This window comes from Bacteroidia bacterium, assembly GCA_020852255.1.
Lineage (GTDB): Bacteria > Bacteroidota > Bacteroidia > JADZBD01 > JADZBD01 > JADZBD01.
In genome coordinates, this window is record JADZBD010000009.1 from 1 (window position 1) to 21,483 (window position 21,483).

Below are 21,483 nucleotides of genomic sequence, written 5' to 3' on the forward strand. Positions count from 1 at the left end.
ACGTCAGTTCGAGCCTGCCTGATTGACCATGTCAAGCAGGTCTGGCCCCTATCCGCCTTCGGCGGCATAGGCAGGCCCGCTACTTAGCCCAAAGAGAAATCTTTGGGCTTTTTTGTTGAGCTCATATCAGAAGTATTATTTCTTAATACCCCAAAGGCAACCCTTCGTAAAAAAGACGTCTTTTCTGCAACCAACCAACAAATACAAATGAAAAAAGCATTGGTTCGCATACTCACACTCCTCTTACCCTGCCTGTTCACTTCGCCAGCAAACGCCACCCACGTTGTTGGCGGCCAGATTGAATATACCTGGCTTTCTGGTATGGACTATGAATTCCAGGTGACTTTCTACCGCGACTGTAATCCCGGAAATGCGTCTATGCCGCTCAGCACCACGCTTTGTTTTTTCGACAAGGTTACCAATATCCAGTATTCTACCCTCACCCTGAATATTGTGAATGATGATACCCTTTCACTCGGCGATGCCTGCTATACTCCTACTGGTCTTTGTGTTGAAAGAGGCGTGTTCAAGGGAACGATTACTATGACGGCCAATCCTAACGGCTATTATATCATTTACTCTCTTTGTTGCAGAAATAACATCATCACCAATATTTCAAATCCCGGCTCCGTGGGGATGACATGGTATGCCGAAATGCCTGATCCGGCACTGCAGAACAGTTCGCCGAAATTCGGCTCCTACCCGAATGCCTATCTGTGCAACAGCGTGAACAACCTTCAGGATTTGTCAGCCAACGATGTCAATGGTGATGTGCTTACCTACTCCATCGTTGATCCATGGGACGATAACGGCTGCGTTGCAGCACCTTATCCGGTAGTGCCATATGCCCCCGGTTATTCTCTCGCTAATCTCCTTGGAGGCACCAGTACGCTTTCCATCAATCCCACCACCGGCATGCTCAGCGCATACCCTGTGAACGCAGGTGTTTTTGTTATCTCAATACGCGTGGAAGAATACCGGAACAACGTGAAGATCGGGGAAATCAGACGCGATATGCAGTACTCGGTACTCAACTGCACCACCGGCAGTACTCCTGTACTTTCCCTCAACCAGCCAAACATAGTGGATACCATTATTGGCGGAAAAAATCATTGCTTCCAGGTTAAGCTGAACGCAATCAACGTATCTGGAGCAGATCTTCTCACACTCATCGGTGCTTCTCCTGAACTGGCATCTCCTTCCGAAAATCTTCCCACCGTTACCTTCGTTTACGATACCACCCGTACGCCCGATTCCATTATCGCCAATGTGTGTGTTAATGCTCCCTGCCACTCCATTCGCACGAACCCCTATTATGTAACATACTATGGAATTGATTCCTCCTGTGCCGGTATAGACACCGCGATGATATTGTATACCTTCTATGTCGTTCCGCCCGGGGATCTCGAAAATCCTCCCAATATTATTACTCCCAACGGTGATGCACTAAACGACTTTTTCTCACTCACAAAGGAAAACGATTTGTGCTTCGATCATTTCAATATTGATATTTATAACCGCTGGGGTAATCATATTTACGAATCAGAAGACTATGCCTTCCGGTGGGACGGAAAGACTAAGACGGGGAATAATGTCTCCAATGGCGTTTATTATTATATCATCAATGCCGGCTTCATGGAGAATACATACCAATTCACTGGGTTTGTCCATGTAAATCAATAATTTCCCCTGCCCCTCACAGCGCTCAGGGCTTAAACAGAATTCTTACCTTCGTGTAAGGAAAACCCCTGTTGTGTCCTCCCGTACCCTTTTTATTTTCTACATCCTTGTTGGCTACATACTGATTCAGTTGGGCTGGTGGGCCTGGTTACTAACCGACCTGAACCAGGAAATTTACCTTCTGAAGAATGAGGTTAACCTGCTCACTGCAGGATCTCCATCTGAAACCATGAAGCAGGGAAATGAACTGCTGACCCGCCTCCATTCAAAACAACGTATGATCCTTGGGGAAGGACTGGTATTTCTGACTTTTCTTGCGGCAGGGATTGTGATTACCCGAAGGAGTATTCTTAAAGAAAGAAAACTTGCGGAACAACAGCGAAATTTCCTGCTCTCGGTAACTCATGAACTGCGTACCCCTATTGCATCCCTTAAACTGCAACTGGAAACCATTCAAAAAAGGGAATTGGATCAGCACAAGAAAAAAGAACTGCTGCAATCCTGTTTACATGATACAGACCGGCTGAATGCCCTGGTTGAGAATATTCTAACAGCCACGGCCATTGACCAGAAGGAATTCTGCCTTCAAAGAAGGGAAGCTGATCTCTCTGCCTACCTGAACGAATTAGTGGAAAAATCACTCCGTGCTCTTGCACCGTCTCAGTCGGTAACTATCCGGGTCGAGTCCGGGATCCGGTTCTCCTTTGACGAAATGGCCATTGCGTCTATTGTGAATAACCTGCTGGAAAACGCAGTAAAATATTCTCCCCCTGAAGGGATCATCGTGATCACACTTAAAACTATTAACGGGGAGCCTGAACTGAGTGTCAGTGATCAGGGCCCCGGAATACCTGACCCGGAAAAAGAGCGGATATTCGAGCGCTTCTACCGCGGCGGCAATGAAAATACGCGTAAGGCACGGGGAACAGGCCTGGGTTTGTTCATTGTAAAGTTTCTGGTAATGCAGCATAACGGCAGTATACGCCTGATGGATAATTCACCGGCAGGCTGTATCTTTACTGTACGTTTCAGAAAATGAAAAAAGCAACCCTTATAGTGCTTGACGGCTGGGGGAAAGGAGATGGTTCCCGCTCGGATGCAATAGCACATTCCAACGTTCCTTTTTTCCGGCATCTGATGAAATCATACCCCTCGTCTACATTGCTTACCTACGGTGAACACGTGGGACTACCGGACGGACAAATGGGTAATTCAGAGGTGGGTCATATGAATATCGGAGCTGGCAGAGTGGTTTATCAGGAACTGGCTAGGATTGATAAAGACATTCGCGACAAACACTTTTTTAAAAACCCTTTGCTTCTTTCCGCCTTCCGTCATGCTATAGAAAAAAAGAAAAACATACATCTGTTAGGACTTGTAAGTGACGGCGGAGTGCATTCACATATTCATCACCTGAAAGCCCTTTGTGACCTTGGAAAAGAACTCGCTGTTAATCAACTCTATATTCACGCGTTTACCGACGGCAGAGATACGGATCCAAGAAGCGGTCTGGGCTTTATCTCTGACCTTGAAAATCACCTGAAAAAATCTGTTGGCACCATTGCTTCTGTTTGCGGAAGATATTACGCGATGGACCGTGATAAAAGATGGGAGCGGGTAAAAGCTGCTTACGACCTCCTTACTGCCGGCAAGGGTGATCTGTTCAACTCAGCTTCTGAAGGCATACAGGCTTCGTACGCTCATGAAGTAACGGATGAGTTTATCCGGCCAATTAAGATCAACGGAACGCCCTCCATTATGGAAGGTGATGTGGTCATTTGTTTTAATTTCCGCACCGACCGTTGCCGTGAAATTACCACCGTACTCACACAGAAGGATATGCCGGAGCATGGTATGAGGACCCTACCGCTTCACTACACCACGTTTACCCGTTACGACGAATCGTTCCGCAACATTCATGTTGTATATGAGAAGGAGAATCTAAGTCTTCCCCTGGGTGAGGTGCTTGCCAACAAGGGAAAAACCCAGCTTCGCATTGCGGAAACAGAAAAATATCCTCACGTTACGTTCTTCTTCAACGGAGGAAGGGAAGAACCCTTTCCCGGTGAGAAACGGATCATGATTCCTTCACCGAAAGTAGCTACCTATGATCTGCAGCCCGAAATGTCGGCAAAGGAAGTTACGGATGCTGTTCTGAATGTGATGAGTGAAGGTAAAACAGATTTCATTTGTTTAAATTTTGCCAACCCGGATATGATCGGACACACCGGTGTATATTCTGCTGTACAAAAAGCACTTGAAACGGTGGATACCTGTCTTCAAAAAGTAGTGACTGCCGGAATGCAGGCTGGCTATTCCTTCATCGTACTCGCTGATCACGGGAACGCCGATTATATGATCAATGCTGACGGCACACCCAATACAGCGCATTCCATGAATCCGGTACCTTGCATATTAATTGATGAACGCTACCAGTCTATTCAAAACGGGAAATTAGGAGATATCGCCCCTACCCTTCTTACGATGATGGGAATTCCTGTTCCGGCGGAGATGACCGGAAATGTTTTACTTGGTCGTTGACTGGGAATCCCACTCTTCTCTGCCCAGGATCACAATACCTTCCATCTTTCTTCCGGTAAGAAGGTCGTTAAAAGTCTTTACATCGCTTTGAAAAATCTTCTCAGCCGCAGCCTTAGCATCTGCGTATTCCTTCTGCAGTGCAGCAAACCGGTCGTATTGCGAACGCGTTGGCTTACCTTCAAAAGACACCACCCCGTAATAGAGGTCCGAAATCTTCTCTCTCAGCTTCTCCTCTCCTGTAATATTTGTTCCCTCAATGGAGGCCACGAGGGTTTGATACAGCGCGTCTACCTTCCGGATCAGTGCATCCGCAGCCGCTACTACTTTTTTGTCTGCCGTGGCATTTTTTCTCGAAGTGGCCACATCCTTTATTTTGTTCAGTTGTGAAGCCAAAAAAGCCAAATTCTCCTGCATTTCAAAAATCTCCTTCATCAATTTCTGCTGCGCTGCCCTGTCTTCCGCAGTATAATAGGATTGAGGGTCGTAACCAAGAGTTATCTTCTGTTCAATCTGTTTTTCCCCCTTGATCAGACGCACAGTGTATTCACCGGAAGGGATCAGCGGACCCGTAAACCCTGAAAAATCCAGTTTCACACCCTTCGCTACACGAGGCGGCTTCATCCGCATATCCCAGGATACAACGTTCAATCCTCGTCTCTTTGACCCCGGAACAGCGCCTATTTTCTTACCCGAAGCATCGTAGAACTCAACACGTACATCCCCTTTCATTACACGATCTTTCAGGTAATAGCAGATGACCAATTCTTCGGAACTGTTGGATCCTGCATACCCTCCGTTAGGGAATGCTGCGCCGTATTTCCCCGATGTAACAAAAGAGGGCCGCGTTGGCAGAAAAGACATTTCACTATTCAGTACTTCAGGCGTAATAGCCCTCAGTGGTGTGATATCATCAACAATAATGATTCCCCTTCCATGTGTAGCCAGAACCAGATCATGCGTTATGGGATGAATAACAATGTCTCGTACGGCTACCGGAGGAACATTAGCCTGAAAACGGATCCAGCTTTTACCCAGATCGCGTGACATAAACAATCCCAATTCCGTACCCAGGAACAGCAACTCCCGGTTCACGGGATCCTGGCAAATCTTATGAGCAAAGCCGGTCAGATCTTTCGTGCTGATTGCGGCCCAGGTTTGTCCATCGTCAGCACTCATATAAACGTGGGTGCGCATATCCCCAAGGGCATGATTGTCGAATGTAACAAACACCCTATTCCGGTCAAAAGATGAAACCTCCACAGAGCTAACCCAGGCATTCATCGGAAGTCCCTTGATGTTCGCCACACGGTTGGTCCATGTTTTACCACCATCATGCGTAACCTGAAGATTTCCGTCATCCGTTCCCACCCAGATTGTATTCGGATCTCCCGGGGCCTCTTCAATGGTAAAAATTGTACAGTGATTCTCAGCTCCTGAATTATCAACAGATAAACCTCCCGAATTCTCCTGCAGCTGCTTTTTAGGATTGTTGGTGGTAAGATCCGGAGATATCCGTTCCCAGCTTTCGCCCTTATCCCGTGAGCGGTAAAGATACTGGGCACCAAAATAAATTACCCTTTTATCATTCGGTGAAGTAAGCACCGGTGTGTTCCAGTTACACCGGAGTTTTGGCTCCCCTGCCAGGGGAAAGGGGCGGATATCACGCGATTCATTCGTCTTCTTATTATATCTAACGATATATCCGCCCTGGGATTCTGCATAAACAATAGTATGATCTTCGCGGTCAGGCTGCACCCAGAATCCGTCTCCTCCCGCGCAGTTGGTCCAGTCCTTATTCTCGATTCCTCCTACACTTTGTGAAGGAGCAAACCAGGATCCGTTATCCTGTAAACCACCATATACATTGTAAGGAACCTGATCATCCACGCTAACATGATAAAACTGGGACACAGGCAGGTTTTTGAACATCGTCCAGCTGTTTCCGCGATCCATTGACTGATAGACGCCGCCATCCGTTCCCAGTAAAAGGTGAGAATTATTATTTGGATTGATCCAGATCGCATGGTGATCTGAATGGACCCATCCGCCCTCAAAGGATGCCTCTTTGAACGACTCTCCTCCATCGGTAGAAATCGACAGATTAAGGGATGGCCGGTAGATGCGTTTCGGGTCCACCGGATCTACTGCAATCACTGAAAAATAGAATGGACGCCAGGTCACATTCATCCCTGCACTCTTCTTGGTCCAGCTTTCCCCGCCATCCGTACTGGCATACAAAGCAGTGTTTTTCGATTCCGCAATAGCGTAGAGCTTATTTGTTTCCGTTGGAGAGACCGCCAGACAAATTCTTCCCAGTACCTGTCCGTCGAACCCATTCTGAATCCTCTTCCATGTTTTGCCCCCGTCCGTGCTTTTGAAGAGTCCGCTCCCCTTTCCGCCGGATGTAAAGGACCAGGGGGTGCGACGAAACTCCCACATGCTGGCATAAATCACATTCGGATTTTTAGGATCCACAATCACGTCTGCACAACCTGTTCTCGTATCTGAGTAAAGTATTTTGTTCCAGGTTTTCCCTTTATCCGATGATTTATAAAGCCCCCGGTGTTTGCTGTCGCTCCACAACGGACCCGGTGCCGCTACATACACGATCTCCGGGTTGGAAGGATCCAGAACAATTTTGCTGATATGTTCCGTGGAATCAAGTCCCGACTTTTTCCAGTTACTTCCACCATCATTGCTTACATACAATCCGGTTCCCACCGAAACACTATTACGCATATTGCTTTCCCCGGTACCCACCCAAATTGTTTCGGGATTTTTCTGGTCAATCAGGAGTGCGCCAACAGATTGACAATACTTGTCAAAAACCGGTTTAAATGTACTGCCGGCATTGGTAGTTTTCCATACGCCGCCGCCTGCCGTTCCAACATAAAACAACCTCGGATTTGTACTCACAACGTCTATGGCGGTAATTCGGCCGCTCATTTCCGCGCTTCCTATTTGTCGTGCCTGGTATGAACCCAGCATTGCGGATGTCAGGTTTACCTGCGAATACATTATCCCGGACACCGCCCCGGCTACTATCAGAGTACTAATTAACTTTCTTGTCATAAACAATGGTTCCTTTATTAATTGCCAACGGGCATCTTAAAATCTTCAGCGGGAAAACTCAGATTGAATTCTACTTTTTCGATCAGGGTTTGCCCCTGCAGTTTCCCATCTGCATAGTTATCAATTGACATGGCCACCACCACCCCGCTCACTGTCTGAAAATCGCTGTACTGGGTTTCGCTCTCAATCTCCCTGTCCTCATACTTTGTCCGGGTAGTGGTCTTAATCAGGTACCATGATTGAGAATCAATGAAAAAATAGGTGACAGAACCACTGGCTTTGGTCAGCATTATTTTGAAGCACTCCACCCCGTCCACATCCTCCTTGTCTAGCAGTTCTATCTTCCAGCCTTTTTCAATATAACACAGCAATTCTCCCCCGATACCACCGCTCTCCTGCTGACTTTGTACCTGCTCATCATTCATTTTTTCTGCCTTCTTCGAACCCTGAAAAGGGTTGATCATCCAGCCGGTCTTTGACGGTGCATCGTAGGCGGTAACCATTTTCAGTCCCTGCAGTGTTACATCCTGCCGGGTGCTGCCGTCTTTAAGTGTAATCATCACAAACGGGATTTCGAAACTCCCCCATTTCGATTTTCCTGTGGCCTTCATTGAAGAGAGGGCATTCCAGGCGTCCGCTCCTCCGATGGCTTTCAAGTGATTAGCAACGATCTCCGCAGCGGTTTGCCCTTTTAGTGTCATCAGGGGAAGGACAAGAATAAGCAGTATTATTTTGAATGTTCTCATACGATCTCTTATTGTACAAAAATAGCATGCCCCGGCGATCCGGCCCTACCGCTCATCCTTCAATTAAAACCAAAAAACCTTGCCGGAAACCTTTATCCCCTCAGGATTTGAAAGAACCCGGGAAATACGCGACCATCGGATACGTACAAAATGAAATAATAAACCCCGTCGGAATGGTTCTTGCCGTTATAATCATTTTTATAATCCGGATTGTCGTACAGTTTATTGCCCCATCGGTTGTAGATCACCAGCCGGCTCCCCGGAAAATTCTCCAAATTCTGAAACTCCAGGTTTTCATTGAACTGGTCGCCGTTGGGTGTAATCACATTGGGTACAGGTATTTCGCAATCCAGATCGGTCACATACACAGTGTCCGTAAACGTTTCCGTACAGATAGACTGATTGACTGTAAGAGTGACCACATAGGTACCTGCCTGTGTGAAGGTAACAAGAGCCGTTGTTCCGGTGGCGGTGGTGGGATTGGCATTGGGTCCGAAGTTCCAGGTAAACGTAGCGTTGTTAAGGAATAGTCCCTGCGCCGCAAATGCAAGGGCGCTATCATTTTCACAATAAACCGTAGGCGGAATGAAACTTGGATCCAGCAATGGATAGATTGTAACGGTGGCATAGCCGGTATCCGCACAGGTGGATCCAGGGTTACCAATCAGCATAACTGTGTAAGTTCCTGTATCGGAATAGGTCCAGGTGGGTGAAAATAATGAGGAAGTATCTCCCGTAGTGGTGGGATCACCAAAATTCCAGAAGTAAGATGTTGCCCCGGTGGAGTTATTCGCAAAATTGATTGTCATACTTGCACAGGTAGACACCTGTGGCGGTACAGAAGATACCACCAGTCCGGGGCAATTAAGCACATTGAACTGATAGTCTCTTTTATTCACACTCAGTAATTGTCCGTTGCGCCATTCTTCCACACAAACGGCCGCCACCCAGTTTCCGATCAGGTTCGGTGTACCCGACAAAACACCTGAATTTACATTAACGGTAAAAGCAGGACTCGAGGCAATGGGATAGGTGGCATTATAAGGCGGTTGCCAGGGTACAAAATTATACGGTGGCGGTGCCGGAGGCTGCGGCATCGGATTCACCTGCGAGGCTCCGTCCCAGGGGTCACAAAACTTGTATGCGAGAGAGTCTCCATCCGGATCTGTAGCGCTGTGATTAAATAAAAAGGGCACATTGGTGCACATAAAAAGAGGCGGAAGGCTATCGTAGCGCGGAGAACTGTTACAGGTGGCAAGGGAAGGATCAGGAATGCTCACTGAGATTGAAGATCCGACCGTGAGCGGATTAATGATATTCAGAATTGTGCTGTTTCGGCAGCAACGCTGGTACACCAGTGTATATCCACCGGTCAGCGGCGGAAGATTCACGGTGTCTCGGTAAACCGCTTCTTCCACGCAAACATTTGTCGGGGGAATAAAACAAGGGTTGTTTAATGTTAATGGCATTGTATCCGAACCGGTATACGGTATTAACACGTTCTGGATGAGTACTCCGTTGATGTCATAAATTCCAATGGAGGCAGGATTGTCGTAGGGCGCCTGTCCGTTATAACAATCGCGGTACACCTTTAGTGTAATCTCGTAATTATTATTGCCCAGGCAGGTATAGTAGATTTCTCCGCCCACAATATGCGTAGCGCAAAGGGGAACCGCAATAGCAGTGAAAAATATCAGGATCGCCCTTTTCATTTAGTTCCCAGTATCTGAACGAATCCGGGAAACACTCTTCCGTCTGCTACGGTAAGTACGAAATAATAAACTCCGTCCGCATGACCTCCTCCATTCCAGTTGTTCAGGTAATCTGATTCATCGAGTACAATACTTCCCCACCGGTTGTAAACCACCAGATGGCTGTTTGGAAATTTATCCAGATTTTCGAAGACCAGCAGCTCATTATCGCCATCGTTATTGGGAGTAAACACGTTCGGAATACCGAGAATACAATCCATGTCTACGATTACATCAACTGTTTGGGTACCCACCTCCCCGCAAAGGTCTGTAACAACAATATTGTACGTGCCATTGGCCGTGGGAATAAACGTATTGGAAGACGCGGTTGGATTTGGAACCGTGTCCGGACCTGTAACCGTTGTCCATAGGTAGGAATAAGCAGGCGCACCTCCATTTACAAGGGCCGCCAGGGTTAATTCCTTCCCTTCGCAAACCGTTATGTCCGGAGTCACCACGTTTACCGGACCCGGAGGTAACACAGTAACAGTGACGGATTGCGGACTCACGTTGGAATTACAACTATCTGTAACCTGTAAAGTATATGTGGTGGTTGAAGAAGGCTGTACAGTAATCAGGGTAGTGGTTGCCCCGGTAGACCAGTTATAAGAATAAGGTTGTACCCCCCCGCTGACATTACTGAACAATGTAACCTGATTACCCGGACAAATGGTAGTATCATTCGGAAGGCTAAGCACCACCGGTGTAACATCGCCGATATACAATACGCCATTGGTCGCACCTGAAGTACAAGGACCCGAGGTAAGCGCGCTGATCAACAGTGTATCCAGCCCCTCTGTAATGTTATCCTGCGGGGCACTAAAACAAAGAACGATTGAATCTTGTCCCGGTGCGAAAATCAGCTGATTAGGAATTGCGGGCACGATATCCACGCCATTCACGGCGTTTCCTGAAAAAGTAAGTGTAATGGTATCCGGATTCTGAAGATTCGAGTTGCCCCGGTCGAACACGATACAGGCGGTGCCGCAACTTTCGAAGAGGGTTGAATCATTGGGACCCCCGTAAGAGATATTCGTAGAAATGGTCACCTGTGAGGCGGAGAAGGAACCCGCTTTCAGGAACACTCCGGAATCATACGCACCGTCGCCGATGTCGGCCACTACCAGTTTAATATGATATGTTTCACCACAAATGACAGGATACTGGGCCCGCATTGGTACTGTAAAACCGTCATAATTCACTGTTAGCCCGGGAGGTGTTTCATTATCAAAGTAATATTGCGGATACGAATTGAGGTTGACATTGTCAATCGTTACCGGCGTATTGGGAGGAGCTGGCGGCGCCGGAATAAGTGCAATGTTCGTAGGAACCAGAGGAGTTGACACCCCGCTGAGAATAAATGCAAAAGCATCGTTAAAACCTGTATTCACCCACTCCATGTATTCTTCCGACCCGAACACATAATCAAACTTCACGGTATCCGCCATCGGAATAAAATCAAATTCGATCACGGCGGCGTCGTAGCTTCCGTTCATCGTATTATTAGTAATGTTCTCCAGGTCCACATCACCGGGCGTGCTGTTAATCACGGTTGCCCATCCCGTATTATTGGGTCCCACCGCAGAATCGATATGCCCCGAGGTGAAAACAATGCCCGAATCCAGCATCACATTTGAGCTCATTCCGTTAAAATATCCCACGGCCACCGTAGCCCCTGTATAGGTAATATTGAATGCCTGTATACCGGTTCCAAGTAATACGTTCTGCACCAGGTACTGGATGTTATCGTAAGGCGGCTGATTACTCACCACTAACTGCGACTGCCCGGCGAAGGGCAGCGAAACAATTGAAACCAGAAGAATGATCTTTCGAATGAAACCCATGTAATTAAGTTTTATCTAACCACAGAGACGTGTGTTATTTTTTCAAGCTTAATGTTATTCGGTCCTTTGATTTTAAACGTTGCTACATAGGTGTCCTCGGGAACAACAGACCCCTTATATGTTCCATCCCACCGGGTATCAATATGATTCGATTTGAAAACCAGTTCACCCCACCGGTTGAAGATGAGCATTTCATATTCCAGAACTGCTACTCCGATTCCTCCGTATGTTGCATTATGACCGTCGTTATTCGGGGTAAAGGCATTCGGCGCCCAGAAGTAGAAATCAGGATACACCGTCACATAATCATACACCGTATCCGTGCAGCCATAAGCATCCGTGATAATCAGCATTACCGTAAAGGTGTTGGTTTGATCATTGGGATAGGTATGGCTCGGACTAACTGCGGTTGAAGTGTTGCCATCGCCGAAATCCCAGAAATAAGACACGGCCGGCGTGGACGTGTTTGTAAAATCAATGGTATTCACGGTAGCATACCCATGCGTGAAGGAAGCTAAAGGCTGAGAGATATGGACGTTGATCGATTGCGTACTAACGTTACCGCAGGTGTCCGTAACAGTTACTGAATACGAGGTAGTGTTCATTGGTCCCGGATTCAGCGAAACCAGAGGAGTTGTTCCCAGGGAATGAGACCACTGGTAGGTATAACCCGGCATACCACCAAGCACAAAGGCCTCCAGCGAAGTTGGATCTCCTGCACAAATGGTGTCATTGTATGCCTGCATGCCTAAAGAAATAGGTAAAACATCTAATATAGTTACCACAATCGTATCCGGAGCTCCGTTGTTGCAGGGCCCCGCGGCAGGGATGATGAGTATGATGGTTTCCGGACCTTCATTATTGTTATCGGGTGTGGGAGTAATCGTAATGGCGACTGAATCCTGACCGATCTGGAAGATGACATAGTTGGGAATATTCGCATAGTCGGTACCATTTCCTGCACTTCCCAGAATCTGGAACGACACCGTATCCTGTGTTATGGTTTGATTCCCCCTGTCGAAATAAATCACCAGTGAACCGCAACCCTCGTAAACCGTGCTATCACTGCCCAGAATATTTCCGTTTGCAGAAGATGCGGAACCAACAACAACGCCCGAAGAAGAAAAACTCCCCGCTTCAAGAAACACTCCTGAATCGAGTATATGGTCGCCACCATCCGCTATTGCAATTTTGATATGATACGTTTGTCCGCAGATCACCTGCGATTCCGCAGTGAGCACCACGGTTTGTCCGTCATATTGGTGTGTGGTTTGAGCCGGTGAGGTCGGACAGTTGTAAGAAGGCGGGCAAACATTGGCCCATGATTGTGAATTCTGCGGATCATTACAAATGTAAAACGGTGAATTCTGCGGATTGCAGTTCACATTGAACATGGTCACATATGTATTAGGAGGTGCGGGAGGAGACGGCACCAGTGCAATATTCTTGGCATTATTTGAAAAAGGTCCGTTGATGCCCGGACCAGATATAAAGAATCCGAATCCGTCATTAATGCCACCGGGCATGGAACTCACGTATTCCATATACTCTTCGCTTGCAAAGCAGTAACGGAAACGAACCGTATCGGACATGGGAATAAAATCGAACTCGAGTATGGTTGCATCATAACTCAGTGTAGGCGAAAAAACGATGTCGAGATCCGGATCTCCGGGGAGATTATTTGACTGGGATGCACCTGTCTGGTTGTTTTGCCCCTGTGCATTAAAGATAGTTCCGCAGGAAAGTATCACACCAGAGTTAATGCCGATGTTTGAATTTTGTCCGTTAAAAAAACCAATGGTATTCGGTGCGCCGTTGAAGGTAACGTTCATGATCTGCACGCCGGATCCGGTAAGCACGTTTTGAACCAGCCACGCCGGATTATTATTATTCGGCGGCGTATTGTTCACCGTAAGCTGTGCGGTAGCAAAGGAACAAGCAAGAATTCCAGCCAGGAAAGGAATCCTGTTCAATTTCCCGATGTGCTTTTCAGAATTATTCATGAACTGATCTTCTACAAATATACTCATACAGAGTGAATTAAACGAATTTTATCGGCCGAAATCCTTTGTTAATTGACGAATTTGCTGTATTCGCCGGCATGTGTGCGGTTTTATACCATAAAGATATATTTGTTAAGGATTAAGTTGCACCGGGCTAATTTTATCCCAACTTTGCCCCATTGTCAAATATTTGAAATTATAAAATGCAATACATTGAAATTCATAGAGATAGGTTCATTCAGGAGCTTATTGAACTCCTACGGATACCCTCCATTAGTGCTGATCCTGCCTACAAGGAATCTGTAAGGGTTTGTGCTCTGAAGGTAAAGGAGTACATGGATGCCGCCGGGATTGAAAAAACGGAGATTTGCGAGACCGGGGGACATCCACTTGTTTACGGCGAAAAGATTCTTGATCCGAAACTTCCCACTGTTCTGATATACGGACATTACGACGTTCAGCCGCCGGATCCTGTGGAATTATGGAATTCACCGCCCTTTGAACCGCAGATTAAAGACGAAAAGATTTATGCACGCGGTTCAGCGGACGACAAGGGACAGTTCTTCATGCATTTGAAAGCCTTTGAGGTCATGTTGAACCAAGGCGGACTACCCTGCAATGTAAAGTTCATGATCGAGGGAGAGGAAGAAGTAGGTTCTGACAACCTCGGACCTTTTTTGGAAAAGAACAAAGAGAAACTCAAGGCGGATGTGATCCTGATCTCCGATACGTCTATTATTGCCAATGATGTTCCTTCGATCACCGTTGGACTTCGCGGTCTGAGTTATTTTCAGGTAGAAATAACGGGGCCGAACCGCGACCTGCATTCCGGGCTTTACGGAGGCGCAGTGGCAAACCCTGTGAATATTCTTTGCGAAATGATCGCGAAACTGAAGGATGAAAAAAATCGGATTACCATTCCCGGATTTTATGATGATGTGCGTGTATTAAGCGCGGAAGAGAGAAAAGAAATGGCCCGTGCGCCGTTTGATCTCAATGAATACAAGAAGCACCTCAACCTGAAAGATATTCACGGTGAGGAAGGGTTTTCTACTGCAGAGCGTACCAGTATTCGTCCCACCCTGGATGTGAATGGTATCTGGGGCGGTTATACAGGAGAAGGTGCAAAAACCGTAATTGCCTCCAAAGCTTTCGCCAAGATCTCCATGCGTCTTGTGCCGGATCAGGATCATGAAAAGATCACAGAACTTTTCTGCCGATATTTCCCTACGCTTGCCCCACCCTCAGTATCCGTGAAAGTGATTCCGCATCACGGAGGAAATCCCGTGCTTACACCCACGGATTCTGCGGCGTACAAAGCGGCCAGCAAGGCGATGGAGAAAACCTTCGGTAATGTACCTGTGCCTGTACGTGGCGGCGGAAGTGTTCCCATTGTAGCACTTTTTAAGGATATTCTTGGTCTGGACAGCGTACTGATGGGCTTCGGACTGGACAGTGATGCTATTCATTCCCCCAATGAACATTACGGAATTTTTAATTACCTTAAAGGTATTGAAACGATTCCCTGGTTTTTCCGTTATTATTCGGAATTGGCAGGCGAAAAGAAATAACAGTCCATTATCGGATGTTCAAACGAATCCTTTTTGTTTTAGCTGCTGCAGCGGTCTGCCTTCCGAACGGAGGATTTGCCCAGCAAACCATGCATAAACTGCAAGGGGTGGAAGTGCTTTTGCACGATACCCTTGAAAACGATCCCTTTCCCGGACTTGACAGCACTGTAGCGAATTATAAAGTGTTTTTTACCGGGGAGGATCACACCTTTACTTCGAGCAACATCCTTCTTGAACTGAAAATGATGCGTTTCCTGCATAAAAAAGCCAGAATGCGTGTGCACCTTCTTGAATTCGGCGCGAGTGTCGGGTGGTTAGTGAACAATTACGTTCAGACCGGCGACACTTCTTACCTGACAGCACTGAAAGATTATTCCTACAAAGATTTCCGTGCACTTTTCACAGGGCTGCGGGATTTCAATGCCAGGCAGGATTCTGCCAGCCGTATCCGTGTAGTAGGGCTGGACCTGGAATGGTCTTTCTCTACTTCCTGCAAGGTGCTTAGCCTGCTGCTCAATGACAGTGTAACTCCTGCATCTGAGATCGCACTCTCGGTGGAAACCATCAGGGGTCTGGCGGAGTATGTAACAACGAACTATAACGGTCGCACAGCCTATGGCGGCGGAGGTTTTGGCAGCCTGTATTCAGGTAATTTCGACATCGAGAATGCCATGATGTCCGTTATGGAAAACTACTACTCTAACCGCGATGCCTTCCAGAAGTGTATCAAAAAAGAACCGGAAACCTTCGAAAAAATCATGAATGGTATCCGGGAGTGGAAGAAATGGAAGGAATATGAAGAAAAACAGATGATCCAGGGAACATACTTCAGGGAGCAATACATGTATGACCGTTTTATGGAAGTATACAAGAATAATCCCGGGGTTTCATTCTACGGACAATTCGGACGTTGCCACGTGGCCCGCAATGTACAGTCGCAGTGGTGTAACTCGTATATGTTCAATGCTGTTGCCGGACGAATGAATACATCCACGGATACTACGCTGCGGAACAAAGTGTTTACCATCGCTGTTTATTATCCCAACGCTCACCGGACCTCTTCCGGAAAATTCCTCTTCGGATTTGAGCCAACACCGGAAGAGCAGGAGATCTCCCGTTATCTTGATTCAGACCGGCGTACGGGATTATTTCTTTATGAGGTAAGTGCTGACACCGCATTAAAACGGATCATGACCGACAAATTCCAGTATTTACTGTTGAATTTCTCTCCGCACGATGACGACTCCGAGCGAAACAATACCGGAAAGTACAAACCCTATGAGCACAGTAAGACGTACTATCACGCGGATGGTTTCATTACCTTCCACTACATGAACACATCCAGCTTGTTCACGTTTCTCAGCGAAAGTGGTTTCATAGCCGACAACAACAGAATTTCGCAGGCAGGAGGAGGCTTAACGATCTGTGAAAACGGTTATCAGGCAGCACAAATGCATTACACCTACTTTCTTCCGGTAGCGTTCCGCGACACGGCCGGCACTTCAGGAAAAGTCAGTGGTTATCAGTTCATGTTCCGCACCGGAAGAGAAGTAGGTCCACGCAACTGGTTTCAGGCCTTCCCTTATCTGGGAATTGGATTCGGAAATATGAAGCTTCATTTTTCCGATGAGAATGCACCTAACGGGATTTTCGGTTCCCCGAACAAAGAAAACTACCGGAATAACGCCTTCCTTATGGACGTGGGTGCTGATGTTCGTACCAACATTGGTTTTGTTTCTCTCGGAATCCGCGGAGGCTTCATGCTGGACACATCAGATAAAGTATGGAAATCCGGAGACGACGTAATCGCCAATGCACCTCGTACGGGGATGACAGGGCTCTATTATTCTTTTAACGTTTCCCTGTTTCTAAGCGAATGAATGCAGTCCTCAAAGCCTGTGCTTACCTTCTTCCCCTGCTCTTCCTGGCAGGTTGTAAAGTGGCCCCCGTTTATATCAGCAAGATTGAAGGAAGCAAAATCATTAAACTGGATAAAACCGGTGTGAAGGCTGAAGTATTTCTGAGGATTAAAAATCCAAATAGTATGGGATTTAAGATCCACCGGACCGCATTCGACTGTGAACTCAATGACATTCCGGTGGGAAAGGCTTATCTGAAAAAGAAAATAAGAGTAAAGGCGAATTCAGACGATGTTCACACCTTTGTGATAGAATCAGATTTTTCTAAGCTGGGATTAAAAGAACTTGCCCTGATCCTGAATCTGGCCACTGCAAAATCTGTGAAGGTTCATGTGAAAGGCAATGTCAAGGTGGGCAAGTTCCTTCTACGTAAGGAATTTCCCATTGATGTAACCCAAACAGTCAGCTTGTGATCACATTTTATTCAGCTTCCTGACCGTAGAATTCGGCCGGCGCGAAGAACAGGATTCCAGTACGGTAAAAGTCAGGAAAGAAGCAGCAAGGAGGATTAGCAGGGTACGCAGGATAACAGATTTCTTCATGAATACAGGTTTTGGGTAAAGGTAAATAAATACATTGACGAAGCTAAACACCGAATGACCAACGCACTCCAACACGAAACAAGCCCCTACCTGTTGCAGCACTCAGAAAATCCGGTGGACTGGCATCCGTGGAATGAACAAACCCTTGCACTTGCCAAAAAAGAGAACAAACTCATCCTGGTTAGCATAGGGTACTCTGCCTGCCACTGGTGTCATGTGATGGAGCGGGAATGCTTTGAAGATCACGAAGTGGCGGAAGTAATGAATCGGTATTTCATCAATATTAAAGTTGACCGCGAGGAACGGCCGGATGTAGACCAGGTATACATGACGGCGGTGCAGGTAGCCACGGGCAGCGGCGGATGGCCTTTGAACTGCTTCACCCTACCCGACGGGAGACCACTCTATGGAGGAACGTACTTCCCAAAGTCAAAGTGGCTGCAAACACTGGAACATCTCGCCGACCTCTGGATGCGTGACCCGTTAAGAGCTGCAGAATATGCAGGGCGACTAACAGAAGGAGTAAAGCAATCTGAGCTGATTCTGCCGCCGGAACCGGGGACCCTGGCCAACCGTTCCTTTATTCATACCGCTGTCCGAAAATGGCAATCCCGGTTCGACACCCGGGAAGGTGGCCCGGATCATTCTCCCAAATTTCCCCTTCCCAACAACTATTCCTTTCTGCTTCGTTTCGGAAATTGCCCGAAAGAGAACGGTATCAGTAGCCAGGACGGTGAACCGCCTGATCCAGCCCTAATCCTAAAACAGGTCAGGCTCACACTGGATAAAATGGCGAGGGGAGGGATTTACGATCAGATCGGAGGAGGATTTTGCCGTTACAGCACCGATGCGGTATGGAAAGTACCTCACTTCGAAAAAATGCTGTACGATAATGCACAACTCATTTCACTTTATGCGGAAGCCTTGCGTTTCTTTCCTGCAGAAGAATACGAAGAATTGCTCCACGAAACAATATCATTCTGTGAACGGGAGTTGCTCGATCCTTCCGGCGGGTATTATTCAGCGCTGGATGCCGATTCAGAAGGAGTGGAGGGAAAGTATTATCTATGGAGCCGGGAAGAAGTGGAATCCCTTCTTGGACCGGACGCCGGGCTATGCATGGAATACTTCCATCTGGACCAAAGCGGGGCATGGGAAGGAGCCTATATACCACTTCGCGCCGGAACTCCTGAACAATTTGCAGCCGGGCACGGAATAAGCCCTGAACAGCTACGTCACCAACGAACCATTTGGAAAAACACGCTCCTGCACGCCCGTCAAAAAAGAATACGACCGGGTCTGGACGATAAAATCATTACCTCATGGAACGCAATGATGATACAGGGTTTGATCCGGGCGGGGGAGGTTACAGGAGATGCGAATTACATTTCCCGTGCCGTGCGCTGCGCCGGATTTCTCCGGCGTGAAATGCTGAAACCCAATGGCGGAATGTACCATACATGGAAAAATGGAACTGCCGCTGTGAACGCCTTTCTGGACGATTTGTCCTTTACCGCTCTGGCCTTTACCGAACTTTATGAATGTACGCTTGATGAAACCTGGCTGAACCTGGCGGGAAATCTGACAGAACATGCGCTTGGGCACTACAGCGATGAAAAGCAATGCTTTTTTTATTTCACGTCGGACGAGGACACGCCGCTCATTGTGCGAAAGACCGAAATCAACGACAATGTTATCCCCTCTTCCAATGCCGTCATGGGCGAAGCACTGCGGAAGCTTGCGATTCATCTTGGGAAACGGGAATGGGCAGACCGTGCGCTGAGAATGTACCTGGCCGTTCAGAAAGAATTTTCTGCTTACCCCCCCGGCTACTCCTGCTGGATGATGCTCGGGCTAAGTCTGACAGGGGATTCCGCAGAGGTCAGCATTGTTGGAAACTCTGTTAATGACTTCCACCGGTTGCTTCGTAAAAGGCTTCCCCCTCACCTGATCTTTGCCGGTAGCCGGGGTTCTTCCACGCTGCCGCTGCTCATCGGCCGTCACAAGGAGGAGGAGACCCTGGTTTATGTATGCAGGAATGCCTCATGCCGGGAACCTGTAAAAACGGCGGAAGATGCTCTTAGATTGCTTCAAGCGGATAATTAACCTTGCAGGCCTGGTTCTGATTCCATCGCTTTCCCTTTCCGCGCAACTGATTGACCATAAACCCTTCTGGATAGAAACCACACCTTACCGTTTCAATCCAGATGTTATCGCCCAGCAAAAAATCCACCGGGTGGTGGTTAGTATGCAGGAAAAACTCGACGATTTCCCCATTGAAAACAAGGGGCTCCATGATATTTACGAATTCGACAAGCTGGGACTGGTCACCCGATTCATTCATCTGACCATTCGTTCCCGCGAGCTGGTAGAAATCAAAGTGCCGGCCGTGTACAATAGCCGTGGCCGCAAGATCAAGGCGGCCACTACCCGTGATGAATACGTCTATACCTTCGATACCACGTTTACCTGGTTCCGCTACGATGAGCACCGGCGTTTGATCATGCGCCGTACCCACCAGGGAGATTATTTCTTTACCTGGTACTACGATTACAATCAGAATGGCTTCCTTTCAAGACAAACCTATTGCAGGGAAACAAGCAAAAATCCGGATATACAGCAGTTTGAACTGGGTGTTCAGACCATCATATCAACAGAGTCCTTCGATTATATCTTTCAAACGGCCAGCCAATTGCGGAAAGCCTTTCTGAATGATGAAGGAAAGGAATACCGCAGTGCTATCATCAACTTCTCCAAATTTTTTGTGGAAGAGAACCACTCTTACACGGTTGGGTTCGTTAAGTACTACAATCTATACACATTCAACGAGCAGGGGCTGCCGGCGGAGTCAAAAACCTCCACGAATGCCAACGGTGACATCAGTTTCCGGACATTATATGAATACGACCAAAACGGCGTGTTGTCGGGAGAGAAACGATTCAGGGATACCGTTCATACGAACAATGTAACCTGGCTGTATACGGAACAGTCACCGCTGGTAAAAGCGCGTCTTGATCGTGACCTTGAAAAGAAAAAAATAGGGATAGTGAAATTCTCCTACGAATTCTACTGACCTTCCTGATTCGCCGGTTTCCGCAGTTCAAAATTCTGGCCCAGGTAAACGCGGCGAACCTGCTCATCTCCCGCCAGCTCCTCAGCCGTTCCTGCCTTGAGTATGCTTCCTTCAAAAAGCAGGTACGCGCGGTCTGTGATCGAGAGCGTCTCATGCACGTTATGGTCTGTGATAAGTATTCCGATGTTTCTCCTCTTAAGTCCGGCAACCACTTGCTGAATATCCTCCACTGCTATCGGATCAACGCCGGCGAAAGGTTCATCCAGCAAAATGAATTTAGGGTCTACTGCCAGACATCGCGCGATTTCGGTCCGTCTCCGCTCTCCTCCCGACAAGCGATCCCCGATATTTTTCCGTATGTGCTGTAATCCGAATTCGTTCAGCAGCGATTCAAGTTTCCCTTGCTGGGCTGATTTGGGAAGAGCAGTCATTTCAAGAATCGCCCGTATATTATCCTCAACACTTAACTTACGGAAAACACTTGCTTCCTGTGGAAGATATCCAAGCCCGAGTTGTGCCCGTTTGTACATCGGCTCGTCCGTAATCTCGCGATCATCCAGAAAAACCGAACCGCTGTTCGGTTTGATCATTCCTACAATCATATAAAAGGAAGTTGTTTTTCCAGCACCGTTCGGTCCCAATAGCCCTACAATCTCACCTTGCTTCACTTCAAAAGAAACTCCCTTAACCACCGTTCGGGATTTATAGCGCTTGACAATATTTTCTGCTCTAAGTCTCATC

The 21,483-nt window shown here is 47.4% G+C and carries 14 protein-coding genes; 8 read left to right on the forward strand and 6 right to left on the reverse strand.

Translation table 11 applies throughout. The features are described from left to right. Positions 1-207: 207 nt before the first annotated feature. The 3 genes from IT233_05840 (at position 208) to IT233_05850 (ending at position 4,221) form a co-directional block, all read left to right on the forward strand. Positions 208-1,683 (forward strand): gliding motility-associated C-terminal domain-containing protein, encoded by a 1,476-nt coding sequence (locus IT233_05840; GenBank protein ID MCC7302145.1) that lies wholly within the window; start codon positions 208-210, stop codon positions 1,681-1,683. Between the two features lie 70 nt (positions 1,684-1,753). Beyond that, the gene (locus IT233_05845) at positions 1,754-2,719 is read left to right on the forward strand and encodes a HAMP domain-containing histidine kinase (GenBank protein MCC7302146.1); all 966 of its coding nucleotides are present in this window, start codon (positions 1,754-1,756) and stop codon (positions 2,717-2,719) included. Next, entirely contained in the window at positions 2,716-4,221 is a 1,506-nt protein-coding gene (locus IT233_05850) for a 2,3-bisphosphoglycerate-independent phosphoglycerate mutase (GenBank protein ID MCC7302147.1), read from the forward strand. Before IT233_05845 ends, IT233_05850 begins: the two co-directional genes overlap by 4 nt. On the opposite strand, the gene IT233_05855 is transcribed toward IT233_05850, so the two are convergent. The 5 genes from IT233_05855 to IT233_05875 all read right to left on the reverse strand — a co-directional run bounded on the left by IT233_05855 (position 4,207) and on the right by IT233_05875 (position 13,664). Next, positions 4,207-7,293, reverse strand: coding sequence for a glycosyl hydrolase (locus tag IT233_05855; GenBank protein ID MCC7302148.1), 3,087 nt, complete (start codon positions 7,291-7,293; stop codon positions 4,207-4,209). The genes IT233_05850 and IT233_05855 overlap by 15 nt on opposite strands. Before the next feature lie 17 nt (positions 7,294-7,310). After that, positions 7,311-8,039, reverse strand: coding sequence for a hypothetical protein (locus IT233_05860; protein MCC7302149.1), 729 nt, complete (start codon positions 8,037-8,039; stop codon positions 7,311-7,313). Positions 8,040-8,131: 92 nt separating this feature from the next. Beyond that, a complete protein-coding gene (locus tag IT233_05865) occupies positions 8,132-9,751 on the reverse strand; it encodes a gliding motility-associated C-terminal domain-containing protein (protein MCC7302150.1) in 1,620 nt (539 codons plus the stop codon). Further along, a complete protein-coding gene (locus tag IT233_05870; protein MCC7302151.1) occupies positions 9,748-11,634 on the reverse strand; it encodes a gliding motility-associated C-terminal domain-containing protein in 1,887 nt (628 codons plus the stop codon). The genes IT233_05865 and IT233_05870 overlap by 4 nt, the downstream gene beginning before the upstream one ends. A gap of 11 nt (positions 11,635-11,645) precedes the next feature. After that, on the reverse strand, positions 11,646-13,664 hold the full coding sequence (locus tag IT233_05875) for a choice-of-anchor L domain-containing protein (GenBank protein MCC7302152.1): 2,019 nt from the start codon (positions 13,662-13,664) through the stop codon (positions 11,646-11,648). A gap of 176 nt (positions 13,665-13,840) precedes the next feature. On the opposite strand from IT233_05875, the gene IT233_05880 reads away from it, so the two are divergent. From IT233_05880 to IT233_05900, 5 genes are all read left to right on the forward strand, one after another. Further along, positions 13,841-15,208, forward strand: coding sequence for a dipeptidase (locus tag IT233_05880; GenBank protein MCC7302153.1), 1,368 nt, complete (start codon positions 13,841-13,843; stop codon positions 15,206-15,208). 14 nt (positions 15,209-15,222) lie between these two features. Next, positions 15,223-17,088 (forward strand): erythromycin esterase family protein, encoded by a 1,866-nt coding sequence (locus IT233_05885; GenBank protein MCC7302154.1) that lies wholly within the window; start codon positions 15,223-15,225, stop codon positions 17,086-17,088. Further along, positions 17,085-17,540, forward strand: a complete 456-nt coding sequence (locus tag IT233_05890) for an LEA type 2 family protein (protein ID MCC7302155.1) — start codon at positions 17,085-17,087, stop codon at positions 17,538-17,540. The genes IT233_05885 and IT233_05890 overlap by 4 nt, the downstream gene beginning before the upstream one ends. A gap of 183 nt (positions 17,541-17,723) precedes the next feature. Further along, positions 17,724-19,775 (forward strand): thioredoxin domain-containing protein, encoded by a 2,052-nt coding sequence (locus IT233_05895; protein MCC7302156.1) that lies wholly within the window; start codon positions 17,724-17,726, stop codon positions 19,773-19,775. Then, a complete protein-coding gene (locus IT233_05900) occupies positions 19,744-20,742 on the forward strand; it encodes a hypothetical protein (protein MCC7302157.1) in 999 nt (332 codons plus the stop codon). Before IT233_05895 ends, IT233_05900 begins: the two co-directional genes overlap by 32 nt. Here the strand turns inward: IT233_05900 and lptB are convergent. Then, positions 20,736-21,482 (reverse strand): LPS export ABC transporter ATP-binding protein, encoded by a 747-nt coding sequence (gene lptB / locus IT233_05905; protein ID MCC7302158.1) that lies wholly within the window; start codon positions 21,480-21,482, stop codon positions 20,736-20,738. The two genes, IT233_05900 and lptB, sit on opposite strands and share 7 nt — an antisense overlap. Between the last annotated feature and the right edge of the window lies 1 nt (position 21,483).